Raw genomic sequence first — 24,565 nt, 5'->3', positions numbered from 1 at the left:
TAGTCGCTGACGAGGCACGAAGGCGGCGAAAATTAAGGATCGTGAGACTTAGTACGCTCTGCAGCCTCAATCAGCATGAAACGTAAACCGGTCCTTGCCACTATTTTTGGACGCATAAAGCGCTTTGTCCGCCTTGGCCAGGGCCTGGTTGAGGGTGTCGTGGTCGTCAACCCGGGTCAAGCCGATGCTGATGGTCACCGGGTATTGATGCGAGTCTTCGCGTACCTGGCGGCACAATGCATCCATCAGCACTTCAACGTCATCCCGGCGTACGCCTGAAACGTACACGGCAAACTCTTCCCCGCCCAGGCGCGCATATTCATAGCCCTGCACCACGGCTTTGATATTCGCCGCGGTGCGTTTGAGCACTTCGTCGCCAATGTCATGGCCGTACAGGTCGTTCACTTTCTTGAAGTTGTCGATGTCGATCATCGCCAGGTAATGATCGTGCTCACGGGGCCGGATACCCAGTTCGCTGCCAGCCCGCGCCATAAAGGAGCGGCGGTTGGGGATCTCGGTCAGGGTGTCGATGTAGGCCTGCTCAATCAGCAGTTTGGACAGGGTGTAGTTGAGCAGCTTCACACGGCGTAATTTGAAAAAACTGTAAGTCGTCAGGCAGGCCAGAAAAGAGTAATAGCAGAGGAGCATGCTGCCCCGCAGGTCCATTAACGATATTTCAGTCAGCACAAACGGGTTAAGTACTACGACGGTTATGGCCAGGGTGCTGATGAATGCCCAGCGGCTCAAGGGCAGGATCGAGGCGCAATACAGCATGCTTGAGGTCGCCAGGGTCAGCCACACGGCTTGTTCGGTCTCTGGCAGGCCCTCAACCAGCAGGCGTATGCCGATGCTGATCACCAGCACAAAGACCACGTTCAGCAGGTTGAATTGTTGAGCCGTGCGCAGAAAGCCGATAAGAAGGGTGAGGCCGACCATGGTGGCGATGAACAGCATGGAAAGCCCGGTAAACCCCTGACCGCCCTTGGTGCTGACAATCAGGTCAAACATCAGCCAGATAATGGTGCTGGCGATATAGGTCAGGCTGCAAAACGTGCGCAGCTTCTCAAAGTCATGCTGGGCAAATTCAGCTTGCAAGGCGGGTGGGGCGGCTTGCCTGGAGACTTCGTTCTCGATGGTTCTGAGCATTGCGAGCCTTGATCACGTGGAGTGGGGTATCCGAGTGATCAACTGTGTGTGAATACAGGCTGCCCGGACGACGTTTCAGTAACCCTAGCAGGAGTCTGCAGGTTTTCGACAGTCGCCGTATCAGGCATGAGGCTCGCTTGTGCGTCACGCGCTTTCGGCAAATACCTCGCGCACACTGCGTCGGCGTGCATTGTGCTCGCTGGCGCGCACCAGGGCTTCGAGGTCTTCGGGGGTCACGTCGATAAACGCGTCCATTTGCTCCATGGCTTTTTGTAGGTCTTCGGCAGTAATGCCGGCTTCGCCGGGGATATGCGGAGCCACAATGGCCGGTGCCGGCTCAGCATTTTTTTTCGGGTAACGCACGCGTGTCAGGTTGTTGTAGACCAATGCAGCCAGCAGCATGCACACAGCGCTGAGCATCACGGGGGCGAGCATCCCCCAGCCCAGGCGGGCGCTGTCCGGGTCTGCGAGGACTACCAGCAAGGCCAGCGCCCCAGCCGGCGGATGCAGGCAGCGCAGCAAGCACATGATGAGCATCGCCAGGCCTACGGCCAGGCAGGCGCTGTCCAGGTTGCGGCCGAAAAAATGCACCACGCCCAATGACACCACCGTTGCACACAGGTAGCCGCCGACAATCGACCAGGGTTGCGCCAATGCCCCGGAGGACACGGCAAACAGCAAAATGGCCGAGGCTCCCAAAGGGCCAATCAGGTGCATGGCCACGGGCAGGCCAAAGAACAGGCTACAGACCCAGACACACAGCAGTGTGCCCAGTGAGACGCCTATTGCAGCGCGGCTCCATTCGGTGGGGCGGGTATTCGTGGCCGCAGGCAACAGGCGGCTGATCCAGCTGTTTTGCATGGTGGGGAAATCCGGTATCTGGCAACGAAGGGATAAAAAAAGGGCCGTGCGGGTTTCCCGGCAAGCCCTTAAAAGTGTTCCTTTATTGGGGGAGGAACGTGCGCAGTGTGCTCGCACCGTTTGCAGTCCGCAAATTCATAATAATGATGCTTAACTGCAATTTTATTGAGTTAGAGCGCAGCTGTGCAGGCTACGGCAGTGTCGGTGCGCTGGCGGGTAGGTCCGAGGTTGATGATTTGCCCAGCACGCGGTCATACACATCATTGCTCAGCAACTGCCTCTCAATCAGGCCACGCAACCCGCAACTGTTGGCCAGCGGCACTTTTAGCAGCAACAGGGCATCGCGCAGTGTGCTCAATCGCTCCAGTTGGGGCAGGCTCACCACGTGCTCTGGCAGAGGGATAATTGGCACACTTGGCGCCCGTGCGGGTTGATCGTCGGCAAACAAGGAATAACTCATCACGTCGTACCCCTGAACAAAGGCTATTTATTATCTGGCAGTCGGTTCGGTTAAAGCGTTATGCGCTGGCGATACAAGCAGTGACATATCGATCATTTACTTGGCGTGGGATATGGGATTTGGTCGAGTGATTGTAAAGCGCGTTTCCCGCGCAGTATTGTCAGGCAGTGCGTAACTACCAATAAGATTTACGGAGAAGTTTGTAGGATTTTTCAACCCAAGAAGCGGGAGACGTAGCGCGTTAAAGTCGCACGTAGAGATGACTGCAAACGCTCGCGTGTTGAGCCAAGGTCTTACTGATTTTTACTCTGACGTAACAATCCGAAGTATTTTCGGCTGAGGGTGAAAGGTCAGGGCTCGGCTGCCTGAGCGAGGCCTTTATTCAAAGGGTGATGATTTTCAGCAGCACGATTGAATTTCTTGCTATAAACGCACTCCATTAGCCCCTCCGAACGGTTTTTTCGTCTCTTTACACGTTTAGCTGGACAAATAGCTGTCATTTCAGTTGCTGACTCGATAAGTCGGCCTTAGACTGCCGCCCCTCGTAAATTGAGTGCCGGGTGGCGCTTGAGATAGATGGCACCTAACGGGTTTGGATAAAGAACGATCCGATCGCTCCCCATTTCGCCTTAATGCACGTATTTTTTATAGAGAAATCAATGACAAAGGAACAGTTGCTGGCCATGCCGGCGGATGACTACATGAATGCCGAGCAGCACTCTTTTTTCACTGAGTTGTTGCAAGGTATGAAGGTTGAAACCCACGAACGCATCGAGCAAAACCGCATTGCGATCGAGAGCCTGGACACCCCGGCCGATCCTGCGGATGCCGCTTCGGTTGAAGAAGAACGTACGTGGCTGGTGAACGCAATCGATCGTGACCAGCGCATGCTGCCTCAGCTGGAACAAGCGCTGGAGCGCATCAAAGAAGACAGCTTCGGCTGGTGCGACGACAGCGGCGAGGCCATTGGCCTTAAGCGCCTGCTGATCAGCCCGACCACCAAGTACTGCATCGAAGCTCAAGAGCGTCACGAGCAAATCGACAAGCACCAGCGTCAAGCCTGAGTGCCTGACCTTGCCGGGGCCGCACGGCCCCGGTAGCTTTTGGGTTCTGCGAGCATTCGCCTTGCTGCCCGTTCCGCCTTGTAAAACCTTGTACAACAATCTCCGCGCGTTGAGTGAGTTCCACCGGTGAAGCACCTTATAGTTGCGCGGCATTTTTACGCGTGGCCGATTTGATCGAGGGTGAAATTCATGGGTGATTCAAGCAACACAAAACGCGTGTTGCGGGTGGGTGTGTTCTTTGATGGCACCGCCAATAACCAGTACAACAGTGCAACGGGTCAGGCCCGAATGGCGCAAGGGCTGAGGGTCGAGAGCGACAGCAGCTACGCCAACGCAACAACCAATATTGCCGCGCTGTACCAGCATTACCCGGCGCAACAGACCTTCGATACCGACGGCAACGCCGTGACGTCTCTCTATATTGGCGGTATAGGGACCACCACAGGTTCGGCCGATACGCGTTTTCCGGCCCAGACCTACGGCCGTGGCAGCAGCGGCGTAGTGGGCAAGGCAGAGCAGGCTTACGCGCAACTGCTCGAGTGCATGAAGCATTTTATTCAGGCTACACCAGCGGCTTCTTTGGGCCAGTTACAGCTGGATATTTTTGGATTCAGTCGTGGCGCGGCCGCCGCCCGGCACTTTGCCAACCTCGTCCTCAGCGGATCCTTTAAGTCGCAGTTCAGCCTGGCCGCAGATTTTGAGTGCGAGATCGCCTTTATCGGCTTGTTCGATACTGTCGCCGCCATGGGTGGGCTGGCAGACGGCGGCGATATCAGTGACGACATCAATCCCGGCCTTAACCTGTACCTGAGCCCAGACTGCGCGAAGTATGTTGTGCAGTTGGCTGCGCGTGATGAGCAGCGGCGCAATTTTGCGCTGAACAGCATCGCTGGGCAGTGGCCCATGGAAATCGCCGTCCCCGGCGCGCATGCCGATGTGGGGGGCGGGTATCCGGCGTTGATGTCCGAGCAGGTATTCCTGACGCGCTGGCAAACCAATCTGGTCAGCCCGTCCACACCCATCAACCTGACACACGCTTGGCAGCGCGCGAGTGCAGAACTGACACAGTGGCAGGCCCGGGACGTGTTGGACCCTGCTGACCCGGACGGCTTGTTGCAAGTGCGCAGTGATTCACGCCGCCAGGGCAGCCGCGAAGACCCTATGCAACAAGTGCTGGCTGCGGTGTTTATGCAACGCCGGGTATTCGGTGATTTGGCGCGGGTGTACCTGCGCATCATGCACAGCCTGGCGTGCGAGCAAGGCGTGCCGTTCAGGGTACTGATGCAGGCTGCTTGCGCACTGCCTGATGAGCTGCTGCCCATTGAGGCAAGGCTTCAGGCGCAAGTGCGTCTTGGCGCTATCGATTTGAGCGATGAGCAAGAGCGGGTTTTGCGCCAGCGCTACGTCCACCAATCGGCGAACTGGAATGCCTCGGTGGGGTCGGGAGAAGGGATTGTCGATCAGGCTTTTTTCAATCGACCGCAGGAGGGGGGGCGTTTGATCTATGAGCAAACGGCTCCCGTGTACGGGTAAGCGTGCACCGGGATTGTTACAGGTGATGCAATGCATCTATTCGGTACATAGCTTTTTCCGCTGTCACGGAAGCACTAACATAGCCGGCATCGTTAGGAGACTAACTAATTAGCGGAGTGACCCTCATGACCAACCAGGTCGATGTAGCCGTGATGATTGGTAGCGGTGTTCCCAAGAGCTTGCGCGCTCTGGGCCAGAAGGCTTGCTGGGTAGTGCTGGTGAATGGTGAACAGCGGGGGACGGCCTTCTCAAGCCGGGTCGAAGCAGAGGAATGTCGTACGGCGTGGTTGGCGCAACTGGGCGCCAACCTTGGCACACGGCTAGAGCGCGCTCAGCGTGCTTGATGCAGGCGCTCGTTCAGTTCGTCGATAACAATGGCCCAGTGATCGTCAGCGGCGATTTTTTCTTTTAGGAACTGCGCTTGAGCCGCGGTCCAGAAAGGCGCATCGGCCAGCTTGACGTCTTCAGCCAGTGTCGGGGTTTTGAGGAAAAACGTGTCGATCGACGCTTGATCAGCGTCCAGACCCAGTTGTTCAAACAATGCTTGCAGGGTGACAGGGGTATCGTCCATGTTCATTTCCTTGAGTGGGTGCTCTGCTTTGAGGCCTGCGAGAGCAAAGAGTTCGAGGCCAAGCCTAGAATAGAAACATGAAACGTGTTGTTTAAATTGCGTTTAAGCGTTGAGGGCGCCTGCGTCGACGGCTTCTTTTAATTGCCGCGCCGATTCCATGCCGGCTATTTTTGCCAGCTCGGCGGTCTTGAACCAACGGTCCTTTTCAACCTGGTAGTAACTGACTTTGGTCAACGGTGGTTTTGGGCGCATCACGATCACTGCCTGAAACTCTCCGTCGACATCTTTGACGTCACCACGGATGAAATACTCGCCAATATCAAATTCCGTCACGTGTCATGATTCCTTGCAAGTAATGGAGTGCAGACAACCTGGCGGCATGGGCCAGGCCAATTTTTCGCGCCAGTATGGCAGCAGTTGGCGGGTTGTGGCGCAGTTAACGCATCGGTGCGACGAAAGCCCTGTTGAATATGGGGCCAATCAGGCAGAAAATAAGCCGTTGGCAAAATCGGGAACAGGATGTGTATACCCATTCCTGTGCATGAGTCGGTAGAATAGCCGCCCAACTGAGTACAAACCGCTGTGCGCGAGCACATGCCCTGGTTAATTTCCTTCAAGTTCTGGCGCCTTTTTGTCAGGGCAAACCAGGCGGGAATCCATTACTTTTACATCACAGGCCATCCCTGACCCCAGCCGTCAGTTGAATTTCCCGTACTCGGTTTTTAAGTGGGTGGGTGAGGTCTTTTTTGCTGCCTGCCTTTTAGCAGGCAGATTAATTTTTTTTGTTATTGAGGGCTTTTCGTTGGCAGTCAGCAATTTGGAGATGCACGCTTTATTTGTGTTGGGTGACTTGCGGGCCCGGTTGGTCAAGTTGTTCCAGTCGCGCTTTGTATACGTCACCGAACAAACAGCAGAAGGTATTTACATCGCTGAAATCGATACCGAAACAGCGTTGGTGGTAGACGACAAACCCGGCCTGAAACTCAAGGTTGGCGATCATTTCAGTGCCGCCGTCATGCCGAGCCGTGAAGGTGGCAAGCTGGACATCAAGTTTCGTGAAATCAAAATGACGGTGTATGGCATTGGTGACTATGCCTACGTCAGCTCGCCGTTAGGCGAAGGTATTGTTTTCAAGGAAGGCCAAACCGTGATGCTGGTGTTTGCGGCCACCGAGCAACTTGAAGCTGGCCTGAGCAAAACCTTGAAGGCGGTCACTACCAAAGCGGCCAAATGGCGCAAGGGTGAGTTGACCTTCAAGGCCAGCAAAGAGTGACGCTGACTCGCAGCGAGTTTCATCAGCAGCATCTTGAGCAAGCCCATGCCAAGGCTGCCGAGTTATTTGCCCGGCGCACGGAACTCAAAGGTGCCTGGCTGGGCTGGGTGGCGGGGCAACTGTACAGTTTGAGCCCCGCCGAATACGCCAGCATGGTTCGCCGCGAACTGCAGCGTTTGCAGGAAGGTATGCCAGCATCACCGTGAGTGGGGCGCAGCCTTTTCAGGTGGCAACGACAAACCGCGGTATCGGTTTACGCATCAGTGTGCCCACCAGCAGCGAGCCCACCAGCGCAAGTAACCCGGCCACCCACAGCAAGGTACTGAAGCCCGCGACAAACGCCTGGGTCGCCAGTGGTTGAATCTGCGCTTGTGCCGCCAGCGGTAACTGGCTGAGCGCCCCTGACATGTCGCCGGCGACCACCCGTGAAGCTATAAAGTGGCTTTGCTCCAGCCAGGGTCCCGCCACCTGTGCAAGGCTGGCTTGCAGGTTTTGCTCGGTGTGCCCGCCCAGCAAGGCGCCGTATACGCCGATGGCCAATACGATGGCGCTAAAGCGCATGGTGGTGCTCATGCCGGACGCCATGCCCACCCGGTCTCGCGGCACGCAGGCCATGATGTTTTTTTGCGTGTCGCCGTTCAGCAGCCCGGCACCCGCGCCAGTCACGGCGGTGGCCAGGGCGAAACTCAGGTAGCCGCCATAATCCACGGCCCAGGCGCTGAGCAAGTTGCCACAGCCCACCAGGGTCAGCCCCAGGGCCATCATGCTCGCCGGGGTGTAGCGTGACGCCATGCGCGCGCCAATTCGTGGGCAGATCAACATGGTCAGGGCAAACGGCAGCATGCCCAACCCCGAGAGAATAGCCGTCAGGCCCAGACCGTTTTGCAGGTAGAACGGCAGCAAGGTCATCATCACCTGAGCGCACCCGGCATAGGCAAACATGCCCAGCAATGCGCCGATAAACCGCGGGTGACGGAACAGTTGCAGGTCGATCATAGGCCGTTGTTGCACCGACTCGATCCACACAAACAGCGCCAGCAGTAAGGCGCCGCCGCAGAGGCGGGCATAGGTCAGCGGGTTATCCCAGCCAATCCGGTTAGCTTCGATCAGGCCCCAGATCAGGCACAGCAAGCTGGCGCTGAAGGCCAGGCTGCCCCACGGGTCGAGGCGTGCGGACAGCGGGTCACGGGATTCACTGATAGCGTGGCGCACCAGCGCCATCAGGACCAGGCCGACCGGCAAGTTGAGGTAGAAAATCCAGCGCCAGCCCAGGTACTCGGTGATCAGCCCGCCCAAGGTTGGCGCTGCGGTCATGGCCACCCCCATGCACGCGCCCCAAAACGCCCAGGCCTTGGCCCGTTCAACTTCATCATGGAAAGCATGCCCGATGGAGGCCAGCGCCGAGGTCAGCAGCAACGCCGCACCAACGCCTTTGACCGCCCGGGCGATTTCCAGCAGCAGGCTATTGGGCGCCGCCCCGCAACCGAGTGACGCGAGGATGAAAATGCACAGCCCCAAGATCAAGGTGGTTTTGCGCCCAATACGATCGGCAATGCTCCCGGCCGGCAGCAGCAAAGCGGCAAACGCCAGCATATACGCGCTGACCACCCATTCGATGTCGACAAAGTTGGCGCCCAGATCACGGGCGATGGTGGGCAAGGTGACCGCGACGATATTGGTGTCGAGCACGATCAATGAACACACCCCGCTGGCAGTCAGCAGGGTCAGACGTGGGCTTACTGTTTTCATGGGCGTTGCCCTGTGCCAACCAAGGGCGTTACTTTGTGAGTAATCAAGTTGACGGACATGTGCGAGTCTCTCTCGTATGGCGGTGTCAACAGGGTATCGCTGCACCGGCTTAGTTGCGTTAGCTGGCTGCTCGGACTTCATTACCTTTGAGCTAATGCTGCTATGGAAATACGCCACTTTCGCTACTTTTTGGCCGTTGCACAGCACTGCAATTTCACTCGAGCTGCCGAAGTGCTGGGCATTGCACCCCCGACCCTGAGCCGACAAATCCAGGACCTTGAAAGTGCCCTGGGGGTGCGCTTGTTTGTGCGCGAGCAGCGTCAGGTCAGCTTGACCGAGGCGGGGCAGGCGTTACTGCCCGAAGCAGACGCTACCGTACGCCAGTTCGAACTGGCGCAGCGCCATGCGCAACGTGCCGGGCGCGGCGAAACCGGGCACATCGAATTGGGTTATGTGGCTTCTGCGGTGTATTCCGGCGTGTTGCAGCGCCAGGTGCAGGCTTACGCTCAAGCGTCTGCTGAAGTCAGCTTGAGCGTGCGCGAAGCGCCGATGGCCAGTTTGCCGACGATGGTGGCCGAAGGGCGTTTTGACCTGGGCTATGTGCGCTCACCGATGGCGCTGCCCCCGGAACTGGAAGCCATTCGTCTGAATAGCGAAGGCTTTGTCTTGGCGATAGCCGCCGACGCGTGGCTCACTCGCCTCAAGCACATCAGTGCCGAGCATTTGCAGCACGAGACCTTCATCTTGCCCGAGCAGATCAGCGGCACATTGCACGTGGCGGCCCAAGGTGGCTATGCCCCTAAACTGGGCGCGCAGCCCGGCGGACTGGTGGCTGTCATCGCTTTAGTGTCTTTGAACCGGGGCGTGGCGGTGGTGCCGGCCTCGGTGGTGGGGCATATCAGCCTGCCGAATGTGCTGTACCGGACTATCGAAGGGTGTGACGCGACCTCCTGGTTGTCGTTGATCTATCGCCGATTTGAAAAGTCCGCGGCAGTCGTGCGTTATATCGACAAGGTCAAGCGTGAAGCGGGTTAGCATTTGCGTGCGTTCGTTTCAGGAAGCAGTACAATCGCGCATTTTTCACTGGGCATGGATGCTGGTCCGGATCGTTCAAGAGAAAGCTCATGGTTGCTGCAACGTACTCTCCCGCCCTGGTGTTTATTTCCCTTTGCGTGGCCATTCTGGCTTCGTATACCGCACTTGACCTGACAGGACGAATCGCTACCGCGCGTGGGCGAACGGCCTATTTGTGGATGGGGGGCGGGGCGCTGGCCATGGGTTTCGGGGTCTGGTCGATGCACTTTATTGGCATGCTCGCCCTGGAATTGCCGCTGGAGCTGGGTTACGACCTGGGCCTCACCCTGTGGTCATTGCTGGTGGCGATTCTGTCTTGCGGGTTTGCCTTGTGGCTGGTCAGCCAGCCCAGCCTGCCAGCACTGCAATTACTGTTGGGCGCCTTGATCATGGGCGCCGGGATCAGCGCCATGCACTACAGCGGCATGGCGGCCTTGAAGATGCAGCCGGGCATTTACTATGACCCGACGCTGTTTGGCCTGTCGCTGGTAATCGCAGTCGGCGCCTCGGCGGCTGCGCTGTCCATTGCCTTTCGCCTGCGCAAGCAAACCCCTTATGTGCGCCTGATACGCGGCGGGGCGTCGGTGGTCATGGGCCTGGCGATTGTCGGCATGCACTACACCGGCATGGCGGCGGCGAACTTCCCGGTGGGCAGTTTTTGCGGCGCGCTGGTTGATGGCCTGAGTGGCAAAGGCCTGGACAACCTGGTGCTGGTGTCCAGCCTCGCGGTGCTGGTGATAGCGCTGCTGACCTCGATCTTCGATGCCCGCCTGGACGCCCGCACAGCGGCGCTGGCAGACTCATTGACCCTGGCCAACGAAGAACTCACCCAACTGGCCCTGCATGACACCCTGACCGGGCTGCCGAACCGCATCCTGCTGGCTGACCGGATCAGCCAGGCCATGGCCAAGGTCGCGGAGCAGGGCGGCTGCTTTTCGCTGATGTTTATCGACCTGGACGGCTTCAAACCGGTCAACGATGCGTTTGGCCATCACGTGGGCGACCGCTTGCTGCGTGAAGTGGCCTTGCGTTTGCGCGAGCAGTTGCGCAGCCAGGACACCCTGGCGCGCATTGGCGGCGATGAATTTGTGTTGCTGGTGCGTTTGACCGGGCCCGACGACGCACCGCAAGTGGCCACCCGCCAAGTCAGCCTGTTGGCCAAGAGCTTTAGGGTGGATGAGCATGACTTGCAGATCTCTGCGAGCATCGGTATTGCGCTGTACCCCGGCAATGGCCAGAGCGCCGAAGAACTGCTGATGAACGCTGACGCCGCGATGTACCACGCCAAAGGTGGCGGTAAAAACGGCTACAGCTTCTTTGACGTGTCGATGAACACCAACGCGCGCAAACAACTGCAACTGTTGCAGGACCTGCGGCAGGCGCTGGAACATAACCAGTTCCGCCTGCACTACCAGCCCAAATTTGATGCCAGCAACGGCAAGCCGGTCGGGGCCGAAGCCTTGCTGCGCTGGGAGCATCCGCAACAGGGTTTGCTGCAACCGGACGACTTTATCGAGCTGGCCGAAAAAACCGGCCTGATCATCCCGATTGGCGAGTGGGTGCTCAACGAGGCATGCCGGCAAATGCGCATCTGGTTTGACCAGGGCTACAGCCACTGGCGCATCGCGGTCAATTTGTCGGCCTTGCAGTTTTGCTACTCCGGGCTGGTCGACAGCGTGGTCTCGGCGCTGGAACGCAACCAATTGCCCGCCAACAGCCTGACCCTGGAAATCACCGAAACCACCGCCATGAGTGACGCTGATGCGAGCATGACGGTGCTGCAAAAGCTCTCGCACATGGGCGTCGACCTGTCCATTGATGATTTTGGTACGGGCTATTCCAGCTTGATGTATCTCAAGCGCTTGCCTGCCAACGAGCTGAAAATCGACCGTGGTTTCGTGCGCGACCTGGAACATGACAGCGATGATGCGGCGATTGTCTCGGCCATTGTGGCGTTGGGTCAGGCGCTGGGCTTGCGGATCGTTGCTGAAGGTGTTGAGACCGACACCCAGCAAAGCTTCCTGACCACCTTGGGCTGTGATTCCCTGCAAGGTTTTTTGCTGGGTCAGCCCCTGCCAGCCGAGCAATTTATGGTGGATATTCACCGCGCTGAACAGCCCGTCGCTGGCAACCCGGCTTCGGCCTGACAAAACCGGTGCATCGCGGTTACTCTTGTGCTCATGTCCACTGGTTGAATGGGGAGCGCGTATTTATGGATAGAGTCATCGTGATCACCGGTGGTAGTCGCGGCATTGGCGCAGCCACTGCCGTGCTGGCGGCGCAACAGGGTTACCGGATTTGTATCAACTACCAGTCTGACGACACCGCGGCGCATCAAGTGCTGGACGAGGTGCGTGCGCTGGGGGCACAAGCCATTGCCGTTCGGGCAGACGTCAGCGACGAAGATGAAGTCATCAGCCTGTTCTCGCGGGTTGACCTGGAACTGGGCCCGGTCACGGCGCTGGTCAACAATGCCGGCACCGTGGGGCAAAAATCCCGGGTCGACGAAATGTCGCAAGTGCGCATCATGCATACCCTTAAAACCAACGTATTGGGCCCGATTTTGTGCGCCAAGCACGCGGTGCTGCGCATGTCACCGCGCTACGGCGGCCAGGGCGGCAACATTGTCAACGTGTCATCGGTGGCCGCGCGACTGGGCTCGCCCAGCGAGTACGTCGATTACGCGGCCTCCAAGGGCGCGCTCGACACCTTCACTCTGGGCTTGTCCAAAGAACTGGCCGGCGAGGGGATCCGGGTCAACGCCGTGCGGCCGGGTTACATCTTCACCGACTTCCACGCCCTCAGTGGCGACCCGGGTCGGGTGAGCAAACTCGAACCCCTCATCCCCATGGGCCGAGGCGGGCGCCCGGAAGAAGTGGCCGAAGCCATCATCTGGCTGCTCTCGGACAAAGCCTCCTACACCACCGGCACCTTCCTGGATTTGGGCGGCGGGCGTTAAACGACTGTAGCAGCGAGCCTGCCCCGCGATCTTTTAAACGATCAAAAGATCGCGGGGCGCACGATTTGTTCTAAACAAGCGGATTGCAATTGCGTTCAATCTGCCGATAATGCGACTTATTGCTATTTAAGTCTGGTTATCTATCGTGTCTGCACCTCTAGATCCTAAAGCCCTGCTGGCGAGCCTCTATCATGACAACCATGCCTGGCTGCGCGGCTGGCTGTCGCGTCAGGTGCGTTGCCCGCAAGATGCCGCGGATCTGACCCAAGACACTTTTTTGCGCGCCTTCGACGCGCAGCAACTGGACCGTATCAAAGAACCCCGCGCCTACCTCAGCACCGTGGCCCGGCGCCTGCTGTGCACGCTCTGGCGGCGACGCAAGCTGGAGCAGTCGTACCTTGAGCAACTGGCTGAACTGCCAGAAGGCTACGCCCCTTCAGCCGAAGACATTGCCCTGGTGCGCGAAGCCATTGAGGCTATTGATCGGGTCCTCGAAGGCCTGCCGCGTCGAGTTAAACGGGCCTTTTTGCTGAACCGCCTGGAGGGCATGCCGCAGCAGGCCATCGCGGATCAATTGGGCGTCTCGCTGGCGACGGTAGAACGTGATCTACGCCGTGCCTTTGTTCATTGCTTGTCACACACGGCGTAATGCTCATGAGCAAAACCAAACTCGACCCCATCACCCGTGATGCCATTGACTGGGTTCTGCGCCTTGAGTCAGGCCACGCCTGTTCATCCGAGCGCCAGGTGTTCAAAGCCTGGCTGGCCGAAAACCCGGAGCACAAGGCCGCCTGGCAACGGGTCGCCGGGCTGCTGAAAAATCCATTGGCCGACTTGCAATCGGTTGATCGGCGAAGCCCCGGTCAGTTGCAGGCGGCACGCAAGGCCTTGCTTGATACGCCTTCGCCGGTGCGCAAAAAAGCCCTGCAAGGCGGTGTGCTGCTGTTGCTACTCGGGCTGGGCGCCGCCGGGGTGGTAGATCGCGTGGTGCCATTGGCAGGCTTGATGGCCGATCAACACACCGGCACCGGCGAACGCAAAACCATCGAGCTGGCCGATGGCAGCCGCCTCACGTTGAATGCCCGCAGTGCGGTCGATATCGAGTTCAGTGCCGGCCAGCGCCGTGTGCGGCTGCGAGAAGGCGAATTGCAGGTAGATGTTGCCGCCGATGCCAAACGCCCGTTTGTGGTGGCGACCGACCAAGGCCAGGTCAGAGCCCTGGGTACGCGCTTTACGGTTCGCCAAGGCATCGACGAAAGCCTGGCCAGCGTGCAGCAGCACAGCGTGCAACTCGACACCTTGGGTGGGCTGCAACGGAAAATCGAAACCGGCGAGGCGGTGTCGTTCACTGCCAACCAGATCGACCCGCAAACCCCGACCTCACGCAGTCAGGCCGATTGGCTGGAAGGCCGGGTCGAGCTGCACGATGAGCCGCTGTCAGCCTTGGTCGATGCCATGCGCCCTTACCAGACCGGCTTGTTGCGCATCAGCCCGGACGCCGCGCGGTTGCGGGTTTTTGGGGTATTCCCGCTGGACAATACCGCGCATACCTTGAGTGCACTGGCGCAAACCCTGCCGCTCAAAGTCACGCGCTATGGGCCGTGGTTGACGGTGATTGACGTGCGTCGCTAAAAAACCAATAAATACGAATTATTTTCAAATGGCGTGAGGGGAACGTCCTGCTCGTTAGTCAAGGTTACAACTGCCTTCACTACAACGAGAAAGGACCCCACATGTCGTACGCCCCTCTAAGACCGTGCCTGCTGGCATTGACCATCACCCTGAGCATTGCCGGGCACCCGCTGAGTGCGGTGGCGCAGTCGCTGGCCAATGAGCAAAATGCCTTCCAGGCTTATGATCTGCCAGCGGCGCCCTTAGGCGTGACCTTGAGCCGGATTGCTCGCGACAACAACCTGACCCTGTCTATCCCGGCAAACTTGCTGCAAGGCAAGACTTCGGCACCGGTGCATGGCAGGTATACCCCGCAACAGGCAGCAGAGCGAGCTCTGGCGGGCACGGGGCTGGGGTTGAATGTCACCGAAAATGGCGCGCTGAGTGTTTATCCGTTGGTGGAGACGGGCGCCTTGAACCTCGGCGCGACTACGGTTTCGGCGCATCAGGCCGAAGATGGCCGTGGCCCGGTGGACGGTTTTGTCGCGACCCGATCAATCACCGCAACCAAAACCGACACGCCGATTCTGGAGATCCCACAAACCATCAACGTGGTCACCGCTGACCAAGTGGCGATCCAGGGCGCTCGCGACCTGACCCAGGCACTGCGTTACACGCCGGGCCTGAGCACCAATGGCTTCACCGACCGCAACACCATCGCGGACGAAATCACCAGCCGTGGCTTTGCGCCGACCCTGCTTTACCTAGACGGTGCCTACTTGCCGTCAGCCGGCAGCCTGGGCGGCGCGCCGCAAATCGACCCGTACACCCTGGAGCGCATCGAAGTGCTCAAGGGGCCTTCATCGGTGCTGTACGGGCAAAACCAGCCAGGCGGCTTGATCAACCTGGTGTCCAAGCGCCCGAGTACCGAGGCCAAACAGCAGATCAAAGTCGGTACCGGCAGTTTTGACCGGTACAACCTGGCGTTTGATGCCACTGGGCCGCTGGACGATGCGAAAACCCTCAGCTATCGCCTGATCGGTGTCGGCAACACCGGCGGCGAGCAAGTGGATCACACCAAGGACTCGCGCAAGCTGCTGGCTCCCAGTGTGCGCTGGGCGCCCAATGACAGCACTGACCTGACGGTGTACGCGCAACTGCAGCGTGATGACGGCCTGGCCGATTATCAGGCCCTGCCAGCCGTGGGCAGCCTGTATCGAAACTCGCAGGGCAATAAAATTCATCGCGATGCGTTCCTCGGCGATTCGAAGTGGAACGATTACAAGCGCGATCAGTACGTGGTCGGGTATCAGTTTTCCCACGCCTTCAACGAGGCTATGACCTATCGCCAGAGCCTCAGCTATATCGACGTCAATGATCGCTACAAGGGCTTTTACCTGAACCGTTTTGTCACCGTGAACGGAGTGTCTGATACCCACGCCAGCCGTACCAAGCTCGATTGGCGTCAGCAGAACAACTCGTACACCTTTGACAACCACCTGCAAAGCGACTTCGCCACCGGCCCGTTGCAGCACACCTTGCTGGTGGGCCTCGATTACCGCCACTTCACCCGTAAATACCAGGGCTACAACCTGTACGGCAGCGAAGTTATTGACCTGTACAACCCGAGCAATTACCGCACCACGGGCGTGCCAACCCTGACCACCAAGTGGGACAACGTGGTCAAGCAAACGGGGTTGTATGTTCAGGATCAGATCAAGGTCGACAACTTTATTCTGACCCTGGGTGGCCGCCAGGACTGGGCCAAAGTTGAAAACAACGATCTGCTGGCCCATACCCGGGAGCCGCAAAGCGACAATAAATTCACCGGTCGCGTGGGGCTGACCTACCTGACCTCGTTCGGCCTGGCGCCGTATATCAGCTACACCGAATCGTTCCTGCCGTCGGTGGGCACTACCGCGCCGCAGCGTGGCGGCAAGTCGTTTGTACCGATCACCGGCAAGCAATATGAAGTGGGGGTCAAATACCAGCCCAACGACGCCACGTTGCTCACGGCGTCGGTGTTCGACATCAAGCAGCAAAACGTGCTGACCGGCGACCTGGAATACCAGGAGTATCAGGTTCAGAACGGAGAAATAAGCTCGCGCGGCATCGAGCTGGAAGCCAAGAGCAGCGTCAACGCTGTCGATCTGGTTGCCTCGCTGTCGTACATCGATGCGTTTTACAGCAAATCCAACTACAGTGACAAAGGCCACCGCAGCGAAGCCCAGGCGCCCTGGGCGGCCAGCGTGTGGGCTGACTATCACTTCACGGCAAACCTGTTGCGGGGCGTGACGTTGGGCGGCGGTGCGCGCTACAGCGGCTCAGGTTATGGCGACTCGGCCAACAGCTTCAAAACCCCGTCATTTGTGGTGGTCGACGCCACACTGAGCTATGACCTGGTGGCGCTGGACCCAAGCTTCAAAGGCGTCAGCACCAGCCTCAACGTGCAAAACCTGTTTGACCGCGAGTACGTGTCGTCGTGTAACTACAGCTTTGGCTGCTACTACGGCCAACAGCGTACGGCAGCCCTGGAAGTCAAATACGATTGGTGATGCCCCCCGTCCTCAACGACGTAGCTTGAGGGCGCTGGCCAGGCTGATCGCCAGTGGCAAGCGCGGCAACAACGTGGCCTGGTAAGCGTGGTACAAATCACCCTTGCCGGGCCAGATAGTGGCCGACGGCAGGTTGTCCGGGCCCAGTTCGTGGTGCCAACTGCCGTTCTCACGGTCGATCAGGTGCAGGTCGATGTAGTCCCAGAAACGCTGATACCACACGTCATATTCAGGCTCGCCGGTGCGTTGGATCAGGGCCGTGGCCGCCGCGGCGGCTTCGGCGAGGGTCCAGTGCAGGCGCTCACGCACCTGCGGTTGATGGTTCCAGTCCAGCGTGTAAACAATCCCCGGTTCACCGTCCACCTGCCAGCCATAGCGGCAAGCGCTGGCGAACAGATGGCGGGCATCGTCCAGCAACCATTCAGGGTTTTCCAGGCCACGCTGCTTGCGTGCGGCTTCAAGGTGCAGCAACAGGCGCGCCCATTCAAACGCATGGCCCGGTGTCTTGCCAAAAGGCCGGAAAGGGTCAGCCGGGTTATCGATGTTGTAGTCGGGCAGCGCTTGCCATTGCGCGTCGAAATGCTCAATGGGCAAGTAGCCGGACTGCGCGGCGTGTTGATGAATCACCCGATCAGCGATGCTCAAGGCGCGGTCGAGCCAGAGGTCTTCGTCGAGCACATCGGCCAGTGCCAGAAAGGTTTCGGTGCCATGCATGTTGCTGTTGGCCCCACGGTACGGCTCGCAGTCACTCCAGTCTTCTGCAAAGCTTTCCTGCAAGGCGCCTTGCTCTTCGCACCAGAAATGACGCTCCAGTACACCCACGGCTTCTGCGAGCAATTCAGCAGCGCCCAGACGTCCGGCGACCACCGCAGAGCTGGCGGCCAGGGCGACAAACGCATGCAGGTAGGCGTACTTGCGGCGGTTGCCATCTTCGCCATTGGGGGTCGCAAACCAGCCGCCGTGATTGGCGTCTTGCAGCGCGCCGGCCAGGGCCGAGAGGCCATGATCTATCAACGGTCCGCAGCCCGGCAGGCCTTGAATATGCGCCAGGGAAAAGCTGTGAACCATCCGTGCGGTAGTCACAGTATCAACCTGCGCATCGTTCGGGCGCTGACCGAAGCGGTCGAGGCCGGCAAACCCCAGCGGCACGCGCGCAGCCTTGGCGAAATCCACCAGCGCTTGCCCCTGGTCGTGCAGCCACTGTAGATGGGAGGCAGAAGTCAGCCAGCTTTCGTTGGTACGCGTGAGATTGGTCATGTGCCACCTGTGGGGTTCTTGTTATTCAGCGCTCGCAGATTAAGAGATTGGCTCAAAAGCTGAAAGCTTTCATCTTCACAAGACGCCCGGTTGTCGCACCGCCGTGGGTTAAATCTCCGGGCCCCAGCGCTGCGACCAGTCGCCGTCCTCCTTGACCAGTTCGCGCAGCAGTTCGATGGCATGTTGCAACGCCGGGCTGTCGCGTTCGCGTGAGTACACCAGGTAGGTCGGGTAGCTGAATTCCGGGGCTTTGGGCACGCGCTCCAGGGCGCCGCTGTCCAGGTAACTTTTGACCACCCGGGTGCGAAAGTAGCCGCTGCCGCCGTTTTCCAGAATGAAATGCAAGGCCACCGGCCCCAGATTAAAACTGATCGGCGCCCGGGCTTTGTCAGGCAGAGCGGCGTCATGCTGACGGCGGAAGTCTTCACCCCAGTCCACGTATACATAAGGCTCGGGCAGGGCAGGGCGGCGAATCTGAATCAGCTTCTCTTCAAGCAACTGCTCAACCTGCATCCCCGGCCAATACTCAGGCTGATACACCAGCGCGGCATCCAGCAGGCCCATTTCGATCTGGCGTAACAGAAACTCACCGTCGCGAATCTGAATCCGCAAGGCGTGCTGCGTGAGGTGTTCTCGCAAGGTTTTCGCCCAGCTCAGAATCAGCGGGTTACACAGGCTGACTTCGCCGCCGATGTGCAGCATTTTGTGCAAGCCTTCGGGGCGCGGTACATCACGGCGGGCGGCTTCCCAGGTTTGCATCAGTTGATTGGCATAAACCACAAAGGCTTCGCCGTCCGGGGTCAGCTTGGCACCGGCGCGGTTACGCACAAACAATCCGGCGCCGAGCAGACTTTCGAGCTTTTGCACGCGGGCGGTTACGGCGGTCTGGGTGATGTGCAGTTTTTCGGCGGCTGCCGCGAGGCTGCCGCAGCGGACGATTTCGAGGAAGGTACGGGCCAGGTCGAGGTCCATGATCGTGCCTGTGAGCAAGGGGTGCTCAGTGTAAGGGCAATGTGCGAAAAACACATTGGCACTGTAGGAGCGAGCTTGCCTCGCGATCTTTTAAACCATCAAAAGATCGCGAGGCAAGCTCGCTCCTACAGATTTTTTGCGGGGTTAGAAGGTGTATTTAGTCGTCAGCGACAGGCTGCGTGGCTCGCCGTAGTAAACGGTGCTGAAGTTACCAAGGCCGGACAGGTACTTTTTGTCGAATACGTTGTTGGCGTTGAGGTTGAACGACAGGTGTTCGTTGTAATCGTAGCGGGTCATCAGGTTAACCAACGCGTAGCTGTTCTGCTCGATGATGTCGTAGTCGCCTTTCGGGTCGTTCCAGATCCGGCCGTAGAACGGGCTCTGCCAGTTCACGCCACCGCCCACGGTGACTTTGTTCAACGCGCCTGGCAGGCGATAGGTGGTGAACACCCGTGCCACGTTTTCAGGCTTGGTGGTTTCCAGCGGGAAGCCATACAGGCGCTTGCCGTCATCGGTTTTGGTCTGGGCGTAGGTGTAGCCCGCCATGATGTTCAAGTCCGGCATCAACTCACCGGCCAGTTCAAACTCGATGCCTTTGGTTTTTGCTCCGTCAACCGACTCGTAGTAGTCGCGACCGGTATCCGCGTCTGTGCCGGCGAAGATCGGCAGTTTTTTCTGCTCGGTGCGAAACACCGCCACCGTCGCGTTCAGGCGGCCACCAAAGTATTCACCCTTCAAGCCGATTTCGTAGCTGTTGCCTTCGGTGGGTGGCAGGTTGGTGTTGGACTGGCTGCGCTCGGTCACCGGCTTATAGATTGAGGTGTAGCTGGCATAGGTTGAGTAGGTGTCGTTCAGGTCATACACCACACCGGCGTAAGGCGTGACTTTACCGTGCTGCTTGGAGCTGGTTTTGTTGTCGCTGAATGCAGACGACTGCACGTAATATTTGTAGGTTTCGTTGTACTGGAAGTCGCTCAGGCGGCTGCCCACAATGACCGACAAGTCGTCCGCAGGCTTGAAGCGGGCAGCGATATAGGCACTGTTCTGATTGGTGTTTTTCTCGTACTTGCCGTTTTTTGGGAAGTCCGGTTTCGGGTAATGGCCCTTCCAGTCAAAGATACTGCCCGGAACCTCACCGAACGCGCTGCCATCAAAGGTCGCGCCGGTTTGGCGTGACGATTGTGATGTGGCGCCAACAACCAGTTCATGTTCGCGGCCGAACAGGGTGAAAGGGCCTGTCGCATTGATGTCGGCGGTGGTTTGTACGCGATGGCCTTCCCACTTGCCCCAGTAAAAGAACATGCCCTCGCCAGTCACCGGGTCCGGGGTGCCGCCACTGGCCGAGCCCAGTTGGGTGTCGTGATCGTTGGTTTGCTGGTTCAGCGTGCCTTTGACTTTCCAGTCGTTGGCAAAGGTGTGTTCAAGGGAGGCGAAGGTGGTTTGCGCGACGACATCACGACGGCTCCAGTCTGTGGCCGGGTTGAAAGAGCGGCTGAAGTCGGTCTTGCTGTAGTTCGAGAAGTAGTACGGGTTACCGGTCCAGGACGAGCCGCGCGGCTTTATTTTTTGATAGTCCATGCCAAAGGTGAACAGCGTGTCGGGGGTCAGATCGGCTTCGATGATGCCGTAGAACACGTCGTTTTTCTTGGAGTAATGGTCGCGGTACGAGTCTGCGTCCTGGTACACCGCCACCACACGGCCGCGCACGCTGCCGTCTTCATTCAACGGACCGGAAATATCGCCTTCAGTGCGGTAGTCGTCCCATGAGCCGACGCTGCCGCTGACCGATGCCTTGAATTCGCGGGTCGGTTTTTTACGGATCAGGTTGACTGTGGCCGAAGGTTCGCCCGAGCCGGACAACAGGCCCGTCGCCCCTTTGGTGATATCGACGCGGTCGTACAAGGCCATGTCGACCTTGGTCGCGCCCTCATCGAATACACCGTCGTACAGGCTGTTGACGCCGTCGTACTGGAAGTTGGTGATGGCGTAGCCGCGTGCCGAGTATTCCATGCGGTCACTGTCGTAAGCCTGGGTCGAAATACCCGGCGCATTGCGCAGCACATCACCGATGCTTTGTGCGGCCTGGTCGTTCATCAACTGGCGAGTGATCACGGTCACGGTCTGCGGGGTTTCTCGGATCGACAACGGCAACTTGGTCGAACTGGCCGTAGCGCCCGTGGTGTAAGAGCCGGAGTCTTCAGTGATCAGCGTGTCGCCCAGGCCCTTGCCGGTAATGGTCGTGGCGCCTAACTCCAGGCCTTTGCCCTGGTGGGTGTTGATAATCACTGTATTGCCATTGAGCTGATAGGAAATCCCGCTGCCTTGCAGCAGGGTTTCCAGTGCCTGGATAGGCTCAAGCGAACCCGACACAGAATGCGATTTGATCCCTTGCACTTGATCCGGGCTGTACAGCACTTGCAGATTGGCCTGCTTGCCGAACTCGTTCAGTGCGCTAGCCAGCGATTGTGCCGGAATGTTCACCGCGACCGGGGCGGCCTGCACCAGTGAAGAGCCTAGTAAAACCGATGCCACAAAGGCGCTGGACAACAGGGTGCGGCGCACAGTCTGACGCTGGGTAGCGATCGCGAGAGGTGTCCGGCTCAAGGTTGGTCGTTGCATGTCGTGCCTAGGCTCCGTAGAAAAATGCTTTCTTGTTAATGGGAATAATTATTAGACGCAGCACGATTGAAAAACCGGATAAAAGTTCCTGAAAAATATAAGTCGACCTCCCAAAACTATTGGAACGGCGAATTACGCCACGTCCAGCGCCGTGCTGACCTTGCCGCTGTCCATGCGCACCAATTGATCGGCAACGTCGAAATAACGGTCGTCGTGGGAGATCACGATGATGGTTTTGCCCAGGCGCTTAAGGTCCGGCAGCAGTTCGGTGTAGAAAATCCGCCTGAAGGTCGGGTCCTGGTCGGCCGCCCATTCGTCAAACACCAGCACCGGGCGCTCTTCCAGCCAGGCGTTGACCAGGGCCAGGCGCTTGCGTTGCCCGGTCGAGAGGTCGGTGGTGCTGAACCGGCCGTCGGTGATGCTGACCTTGTGGGCAATTTCCAGGCGTTTGAGGTACTGCTCGGCGTCCTGGGGGATGTGCATGTCACCTTGCACCACGTCATCGAACAGGTAGTAGTCGGCAAAAATGGTGGTGAACAACTGCCGATAGTCATCGCGGGTTTCAGCTGACACGGGCTGGCCATTAAGGCGGATCTCACCCTGTTGCGGTGCATACAGGCCCAGTAGCAACTTGATCAGGGTGGTTTTGCCGCAGCCGTTTTCGCCGACGATAAATACAATGTCGCCTTGCTTGATCGTCAGGTTCACCGGGCCGAGGCGGAACGGGGCGCTGCCGTCCACGGGCGGGAAGCTGTAGCTCACGTCCACCAGTTGCAGGCTGTTGAGGGTCTTGTCAGGGGCGTCCTGTGCGTTGAGCAGCAGGTGCGGCTCGGGCGAGTTGAACTGTTCGGACAAGTCGGCAATGCGCCGGAAGGCGATTTGCGCACGACTGATGATCGGCAGGGTGCTGATCAAATGTTCCAGCGGGCCTTTCATGTACAGCAACACCAGGACAAAACCGCTGATGACCTCGGGGTTGCCGCTGGGCCAAAACGACTGCATGGCCAGGGCCAGGCCGATGACCACGAAAAACAGCATGGAACCGAGGCTTTTGGCGATGACGAAGGTGTTGATCGAGCGCACCTGAATGTCACAGATTTTTTGCGCCGTGCGCTGAATGCCGGAGACAAACATCCGTTGCCGACGGGGGCGGTGAATACGCAGTTCCTTGGCGCCTTCGGCAATCGCGTTGTAATGCTTTTGCAACTCGTCTTCGGCTTCACGGGCTTCGGCAAACCCATTGAGGCCGTAGCCGCGGGCGATGTACTGGATCACCGTACCGATGGCAATGGCCACCAGCATCATCACAAACATCGGCCACGACAGCATGGCCAGATAGCCCATGCAGCCCAGGGTCACGGTCAGCGAAATCGCCAGTGGGGCGAAGGCAAAGGCGAAGTCGCTGATGGTGTCGACGTCATGGGTCAGTACCGGAATCAGCCGGTGGCTGCGGTAACGTTCAATGTGCGAGATGGGTGCCGAAAGCACCTTTTCGCCGAGTTCTCGGCGCAGGGTGGCGATGATGTGCTGGCCGACATAATTGCTGCCGATGTCTGAACAAATACTGCTGATCAGCGCCAGCACGCAGAGCCCGGCAAACAGCGCGACCACCTGTTGGGTAAGCCCGCTGTCGGCGTGCAGGGCACTGTTGATGGTCGCCAGCAGCACCGTCACGCTTAACCCGCCGATCATGCCCAGCACGATCGACAGGCTGACGATCAAACGAAAAGGCTTGAGCAGAATAAACAGTTCTCGAAGAACCCCGGGCGAGGTCCGGGGCGTGGCAGGCTGGCTCATAAACAAGAGTTCCTTGGCTCAAGGGAAGGGCAGTCTCTTGTGAACGAGTGATTGGGGTGGGGATTTAGCCGCTGTAACAGGTTGAGAATGAACCTGTGGGAGCGGGCTTGCTCGCGATAGCATCACCGGGGACGACAGACAAACTGAGCCGCCCGTATCGCGAGCAAGCCCGCTCCTACAATAAGGTTATGGGCTTTAAAGATCGCGCTCAACCCTGAAGCCGATCCAGTCGCCACGGGTTTGCGGGTAGATGTCGTTACGATTGCCCGAGCGTGAGAACACCGGGGCTTCGCCCCAGTCATTGCCGCGGATCTGCATCAGTTCGCCCGCGCACTCAGTCACCCAGGCGCTGCCATCGGTGGGTGCGCCCACGTAGTCGTTGTGTTTGCAGTCTGCGAGCCATTCGTAGACGTTGCCGTGCATGTCGTACACACCAAAGGCGTTAGCCGGGTAACTGCCCACCGGCGAGCTGTAGCTGTAGCCATCCGCTGGGCCATAGGTGTTGGCATGTTTGGCGATGCTGTAGGGCTTGCCTTCATCCATCGGGAACGGGAAAGGCCCGGTCGATCCGGCCCTGGCGGCGTATTCGCGGGTGGCCTCGCTGACCATGCGGTACGGCTTGCCGGTCTTTTTCGCCAGCCAGCTGACGTAATGCTTCACGTCTTCAAAGTCCATGCACACCGCAGGCTGACGTGGCCCTTGCGGGTAACTGGGTTTGCTCGCGGTGCACTTGCGCCCGGGGCGGTCGTCGCCGTCGGCAATCTTGACCCCGGTTTCCTTGATGTACGCATCAAATTCGCCTGCCGTGACTTGAAAGCGACTGATCGCCACCGGCTTGCTGAAGGTCACGGTGTGCATCGGGCCTTCATCGGGCTCACGGCCGACTTCATCGTCGGGGGTGCCCATGACGAAACTGCCCGCCGGCAGCACCACCATTTGCGGGCAGTTTTTGCAGTCTTGAAAGACCGTGCCCGGTTCGGCAGCCGGAGCGGCGTGGGCCAGGGCGGGCAGGGCACTGGCGAACAACAGGCAATACAGCGGTTTTAGCGTGGGCATGGTTAAAC

General features: G+C 58.7%; 22 protein-coding genes. 11 read left to right on the top strand and 11 right to left on the bottom strand.

Translation table 11 applies throughout. The features are described from left to right. Window positions 1-66 precede the first annotated feature (66 nt). The 3 genes from GHO32_RS10720 to GHO32_RS10710 all read right to left on the bottom strand — a co-directional run bounded on the left by GHO32_RS10720 (window position 67) and on the right by GHO32_RS10710 (window position 2,467). The gene (locus tag GHO32_RS10720) at window positions 67-1,146 is read right to left on the bottom strand and encodes a GGDEF domain-containing protein (RefSeq protein ID WP_153442828.1); all 1,080 of its coding nucleotides are present in this window, start codon (window positions 1,144-1,146) and stop codon (window positions 67-69) included. Window positions 1,147-1,290: 144 nt separating this feature from the next. Further along, window positions 1,291-2,007 carry an HPP family protein gene (locus tag GHO32_RS10715; protein WP_153334780.1) on the bottom strand — a complete coding sequence of 239 codons (717 nt, stop codon included), beginning with the start codon at window positions 2,005-2,007 and terminating at the stop codon, window positions 1,291-1,293. Window positions 2,008-2,197: 190 nt separating this feature from the next. Continuing rightward, the gene (locus GHO32_RS10710) at window positions 2,198-2,467 is read right to left on the bottom strand and encodes a hypothetical protein (protein WP_153334781.1); all 270 of its coding nucleotides are present in this window, start codon (window positions 2,465-2,467) and stop codon (window positions 2,198-2,200) included. A 659-nt stretch (window positions 2,468-3,126) separates the two neighbouring features. On the opposite strand from GHO32_RS10710, the gene GHO32_RS10705 reads away from it, so the two are divergent. The 3 genes from GHO32_RS10705 to GHO32_RS10695 all read left to right on the top strand — a co-directional run bounded on the left by GHO32_RS10705 (window position 3,127) and on the right by GHO32_RS10695 (window position 5,408). Continuing rightward, window positions 3,127-3,531 carry a TraR/DksA family transcriptional regulator gene (locus GHO32_RS10705; RefSeq protein ID WP_048368987.1) on the top strand — a complete coding sequence of 135 codons (405 nt, stop codon included), beginning with the start codon at window positions 3,127-3,129 and terminating at the stop codon, window positions 3,529-3,531. A 189-nt stretch (window positions 3,532-3,720) separates the two neighbouring features. Then, a complete protein-coding gene (locus GHO32_RS10700; RefSeq protein WP_153334782.1) occupies window positions 3,721-5,064 on the top strand; it encodes a DUF2235 domain-containing protein in 1,344 nt (447 codons plus the stop codon). 125 nt (window positions 5,065-5,189) lie between these two features. Next, window positions 5,190-5,408 carry a hypothetical protein gene (locus GHO32_RS10695; protein ID WP_153334783.1) on the top strand — a complete coding sequence of 73 codons (219 nt, stop codon included), beginning with the start codon at window positions 5,190-5,192 and terminating at the stop codon, window positions 5,406-5,408. Here the strand turns inward: GHO32_RS10695 and GHO32_RS10690 are convergent. Beyond that, window positions 5,396-5,635, bottom strand: coding sequence for a DUF2789 family protein (locus GHO32_RS10690; RefSeq protein WP_153334784.1), 240 nt, complete (start codon window positions 5,633-5,635; stop codon window positions 5,396-5,398). The two genes, GHO32_RS10695 and GHO32_RS10690, sit on opposite strands and share 13 nt — an antisense overlap. A 102-nt stretch (window positions 5,636-5,737) precedes the next feature. Further along, window positions 5,738-5,968: a hypothetical protein gene (locus tag GHO32_RS10685; protein WP_048368991.1), complete on the bottom strand. Its 231-nt coding sequence runs from the start codon at window positions 5,966-5,968 to the stop codon at window positions 5,738-5,740. 469 nt (window positions 5,969-6,437) lie between these two features. On the opposite strand from GHO32_RS10685, the gene GHO32_RS10680 reads away from it, so the two are divergent. Together GHO32_RS10680 and GHO32_RS10675 are read left to right on the top strand one after the other, a co-directional pair. Further along, the gene (locus GHO32_RS10680) at window positions 6,438-6,908 is read left to right on the top strand and encodes a hypothetical protein (protein ID WP_048388414.1); all 471 of its coding nucleotides are present in this window, start codon (window positions 6,438-6,440) and stop codon (window positions 6,906-6,908) included. A 2-nt stretch (window positions 6,909-6,910) separates the two neighbouring features. After that, window positions 6,911-7,114: a hypothetical protein gene (locus tag GHO32_RS10675; RefSeq protein ID WP_153334807.1), complete on the top strand. Its 204-nt coding sequence runs from the start codon at window positions 6,911-6,913 to the stop codon at window positions 7,112-7,114. Window positions 7,115-7,130: 16 nt separating this feature from the next. On the opposite strand, the gene GHO32_RS10670 is transcribed toward GHO32_RS10675, so the two are convergent. Then, window positions 7,131-8,657 (bottom strand): MFS transporter, encoded by a 1,527-nt coding sequence (locus GHO32_RS10670; RefSeq protein WP_153334785.1) that lies wholly within the window; start codon window positions 8,655-8,657, stop codon window positions 7,131-7,133. A 162-nt stretch (window positions 8,658-8,819) separates the two neighbouring features. Here GHO32_RS10670 and GHO32_RS10665 point away from each other — a divergent pair, with 162 nt between their 5' ends. The 6 genes from GHO32_RS10665 to GHO32_RS10640 all read left to right on the top strand — a co-directional run bounded on the left by GHO32_RS10665 (window position 8,820) and on the right by GHO32_RS10640 (window position 16,856). After that, window positions 8,820-9,692, top strand: coding sequence for a LysR family transcriptional regulator (locus GHO32_RS10665; RefSeq protein ID WP_153334786.1), 873 nt, complete (start codon window positions 8,820-8,822; stop codon window positions 9,690-9,692). 89 nt (window positions 9,693-9,781) lie between these two features. Further along, window positions 9,782-11,878, top strand: coding sequence for a bifunctional diguanylate cyclase/phosphodiesterase (locus tag GHO32_RS10660; RefSeq protein WP_153334787.1), 2,097 nt, complete (start codon window positions 9,782-9,784; stop codon window positions 11,876-11,878). A gap of 65 nt (window positions 11,879-11,943) precedes the next feature. Further along, a complete protein-coding gene (locus GHO32_RS10655) occupies window positions 11,944-12,690 on the top strand; it encodes an SDR family oxidoreductase (RefSeq protein WP_123748692.1) in 747 nt (248 codons plus the stop codon). 145 nt (window positions 12,691-12,835) lie between these two features. Then, on the top strand, window positions 12,836-13,339 hold the full coding sequence (locus GHO32_RS10650) for a sigma-70 family RNA polymerase sigma factor (RefSeq protein WP_278938410.1): 504 nt from the start codon (window positions 12,836-12,838) through the stop codon (window positions 13,337-13,339). A gap of 5 nt (window positions 13,340-13,344) precedes the next feature. Beyond that, entirely contained in the window at window positions 13,345-14,322 is a 978-nt protein-coding gene (locus tag GHO32_RS10645; RefSeq protein ID WP_153334788.1) for a FecR domain-containing protein, read from the top strand. A gap of 101 nt (window positions 14,323-14,423) precedes the next feature. After that, a complete protein-coding gene (locus tag GHO32_RS10640) occupies window positions 14,424-16,856 on the top strand; it encodes a TonB-dependent siderophore receptor (protein ID WP_153334789.1) in 2,433 nt (810 codons plus the stop codon). A gap of 12 nt (window positions 16,857-16,868) precedes the next feature. On the opposite strand, the gene GHO32_RS10635 is transcribed toward GHO32_RS10640, so the two are convergent. The 5 genes from GHO32_RS10635 to GHO32_RS10615 form a co-directional block, all read right to left on the bottom strand. Then, window positions 16,869-18,113 (bottom strand): AGE family epimerase/isomerase, encoded by a 1,245-nt coding sequence (locus GHO32_RS10635; RefSeq protein ID WP_153334790.1) that lies wholly within the window; start codon window positions 18,111-18,113, stop codon window positions 16,869-16,871. Between the two features lie 108 nt (window positions 18,114-18,221). After that, window positions 18,222-19,085: a LysR family transcriptional regulator gene (locus GHO32_RS10630; RefSeq protein WP_153334791.1), complete on the bottom strand. Its 864-nt coding sequence runs from the start codon at window positions 19,083-19,085 to the stop codon at window positions 18,222-18,224. A 144-nt stretch (window positions 19,086-19,229) separates the two neighbouring features. Further along, the gene (locus GHO32_RS10625) at window positions 19,230-21,704 is read right to left on the bottom strand and encodes a TonB-dependent siderophore receptor (protein WP_153334792.1); all 2,475 of its coding nucleotides are present in this window, start codon (window positions 21,702-21,704) and stop codon (window positions 19,230-19,232) included. 132 nt (window positions 21,705-21,836) lie between these two features. Next, complete coding sequence (locus GHO32_RS10620; protein WP_153334793.1) at window positions 21,837-23,501, bottom strand: cyclic peptide export ABC transporter; 1,665 nt, start codon at window positions 23,499-23,501, stop codon at window positions 21,837-21,839. Between the two features lie 195 nt (window positions 23,502-23,696). Next, entirely contained in the window at window positions 23,697-24,557 is an 861-nt protein-coding gene (locus tag GHO32_RS10615) for a formylglycine-generating enzyme family protein (protein ID WP_153334794.1), read from the bottom strand. Window positions 24,558-24,565 lie beyond the last annotated feature (8 nt).

This window comes from Pseudomonas sp. FSL R10-2189 (genome assembly GCF_009600325.1).
In the GTDB taxonomy this organism is placed as follows: Bacteria; Pseudomonadota; Gammaproteobacteria; order Pseudomonadales; family Pseudomonadaceae; genus Aquipseudomonas; species Aquipseudomonas helleri.
Note: the sequence above shows the minus strand (reverse complement) of the source record. Positions and strands in the feature narration are given on the sequence as shown.

Bases quoted from the DNA above. Each gene is read 5' to 3' on its own strand.
- GHO32_RS10660 (WP_153334787.1), top strand. From the start codon at position 9,782: ATGGTTGCTGCAACGTACTCTCCCGCCCTGGTGTTTATTTCCCTTTGC.
- GHO32_RS10635 (WP_153334790.1), bottom strand. From the start codon at position 18,113: ATGACCAATCTCACGCGTACCAACGAAAGCTGGCTGACTTCTGCCTCC.
- GHO32_RS10640 (WP_153334789.1), top strand. From the start codon at position 14,424: ATGTCGTACGCCCCTCTAAGACCGTGCCTGCTGGCATTGACCATCACC.
- GHO32_RS10700 (WP_153334782.1), top strand. From the start codon at position 3,721: ATGGGTGATTCAAGCAACACAAAACGCGTGTTGCGGGTGGGTGTGTTC.
- GHO32_RS10690 (WP_153334784.1), bottom strand. From the start codon at position 5,635: ATGGACGATACCCCTGTCACCCTGCAAGCATTGTTTGAACAACTGGGT.
- GHO32_RS10695 (WP_153334783.1), top strand. From the start codon at position 5,190: ATGACCAACCAGGTCGATGTAGCCGTGATGATTGGTAGCGGTGTTCCC.
- GHO32_RS10705 (WP_048368987.1), top strand. From the start codon at position 3,127: ATGACAAAGGAACAGTTGCTGGCCATGCCGGCGGATGACTACATGAAT.
- GHO32_RS10620 (WP_153334793.1), bottom strand. From the start codon at position 23,501: ATGAGCCAGCCTGCCACGCCCCGGACCTCGCCCGGGGTTCTTCGAGAA.
- GHO32_RS10625 (WP_153334792.1), bottom strand. From the start codon at position 21,704: ATGCAACGACCAACCTTGAGCCGGACACCTCTCGCGATCGCTACCCAG.
- GHO32_RS10720 (WP_153442828.1), bottom strand. From the start codon at position 1,146: ATGCTCAGAACCATCGAGAACGAAGTCTCCAGGCAAGCCGCCCCACCC.
- GHO32_RS10615 (WP_153334794.1), bottom strand. From the start codon at position 24,557: ATGCCCACGCTAAAACCGCTGTATTGCCTGTTGTTCGCCAGTGCCCTG.
- GHO32_RS10715 (WP_153334780.1), bottom strand. From the start codon at position 2,007: ATGCAAAACAGCTGGATCAGCCGCCTGTTGCCTGCGGCCACGAATACC.
- GHO32_RS10710 (WP_153334781.1), bottom strand. From the start codon at position 2,467: ATGAGTTATTCCTTGTTTGCCGACGATCAACCCGCACGGGCGCCAAGT.
- GHO32_RS10630 (WP_153334791.1), bottom strand. From the start codon at position 19,085: ATGGACCTCGACCTGGCCCGTACCTTCCTCGAAATCGTCCGCTGCGGC.
- GHO32_RS10670 (WP_153334785.1), bottom strand. From the start codon at position 8,657: ATGAAAACAGTAAGCCCACGTCTGACCCTGCTGACTGCCAGCGGGGTG.
- GHO32_RS10665 (WP_153334786.1), top strand. From the start codon at position 8,820: ATGGAAATACGCCACTTTCGCTACTTTTTGGCCGTTGCACAGCACTGC.
- GHO32_RS10655 (WP_123748692.1), top strand. From the start codon at position 11,944: ATGGATAGAGTCATCGTGATCACCGGTGGTAGTCGCGGCATTGGCGCA.
- GHO32_RS10645 (WP_153334788.1), top strand. From the start codon at position 13,345: ATGAGCAAAACCAAACTCGACCCCATCACCCGTGATGCCATTGACTGG.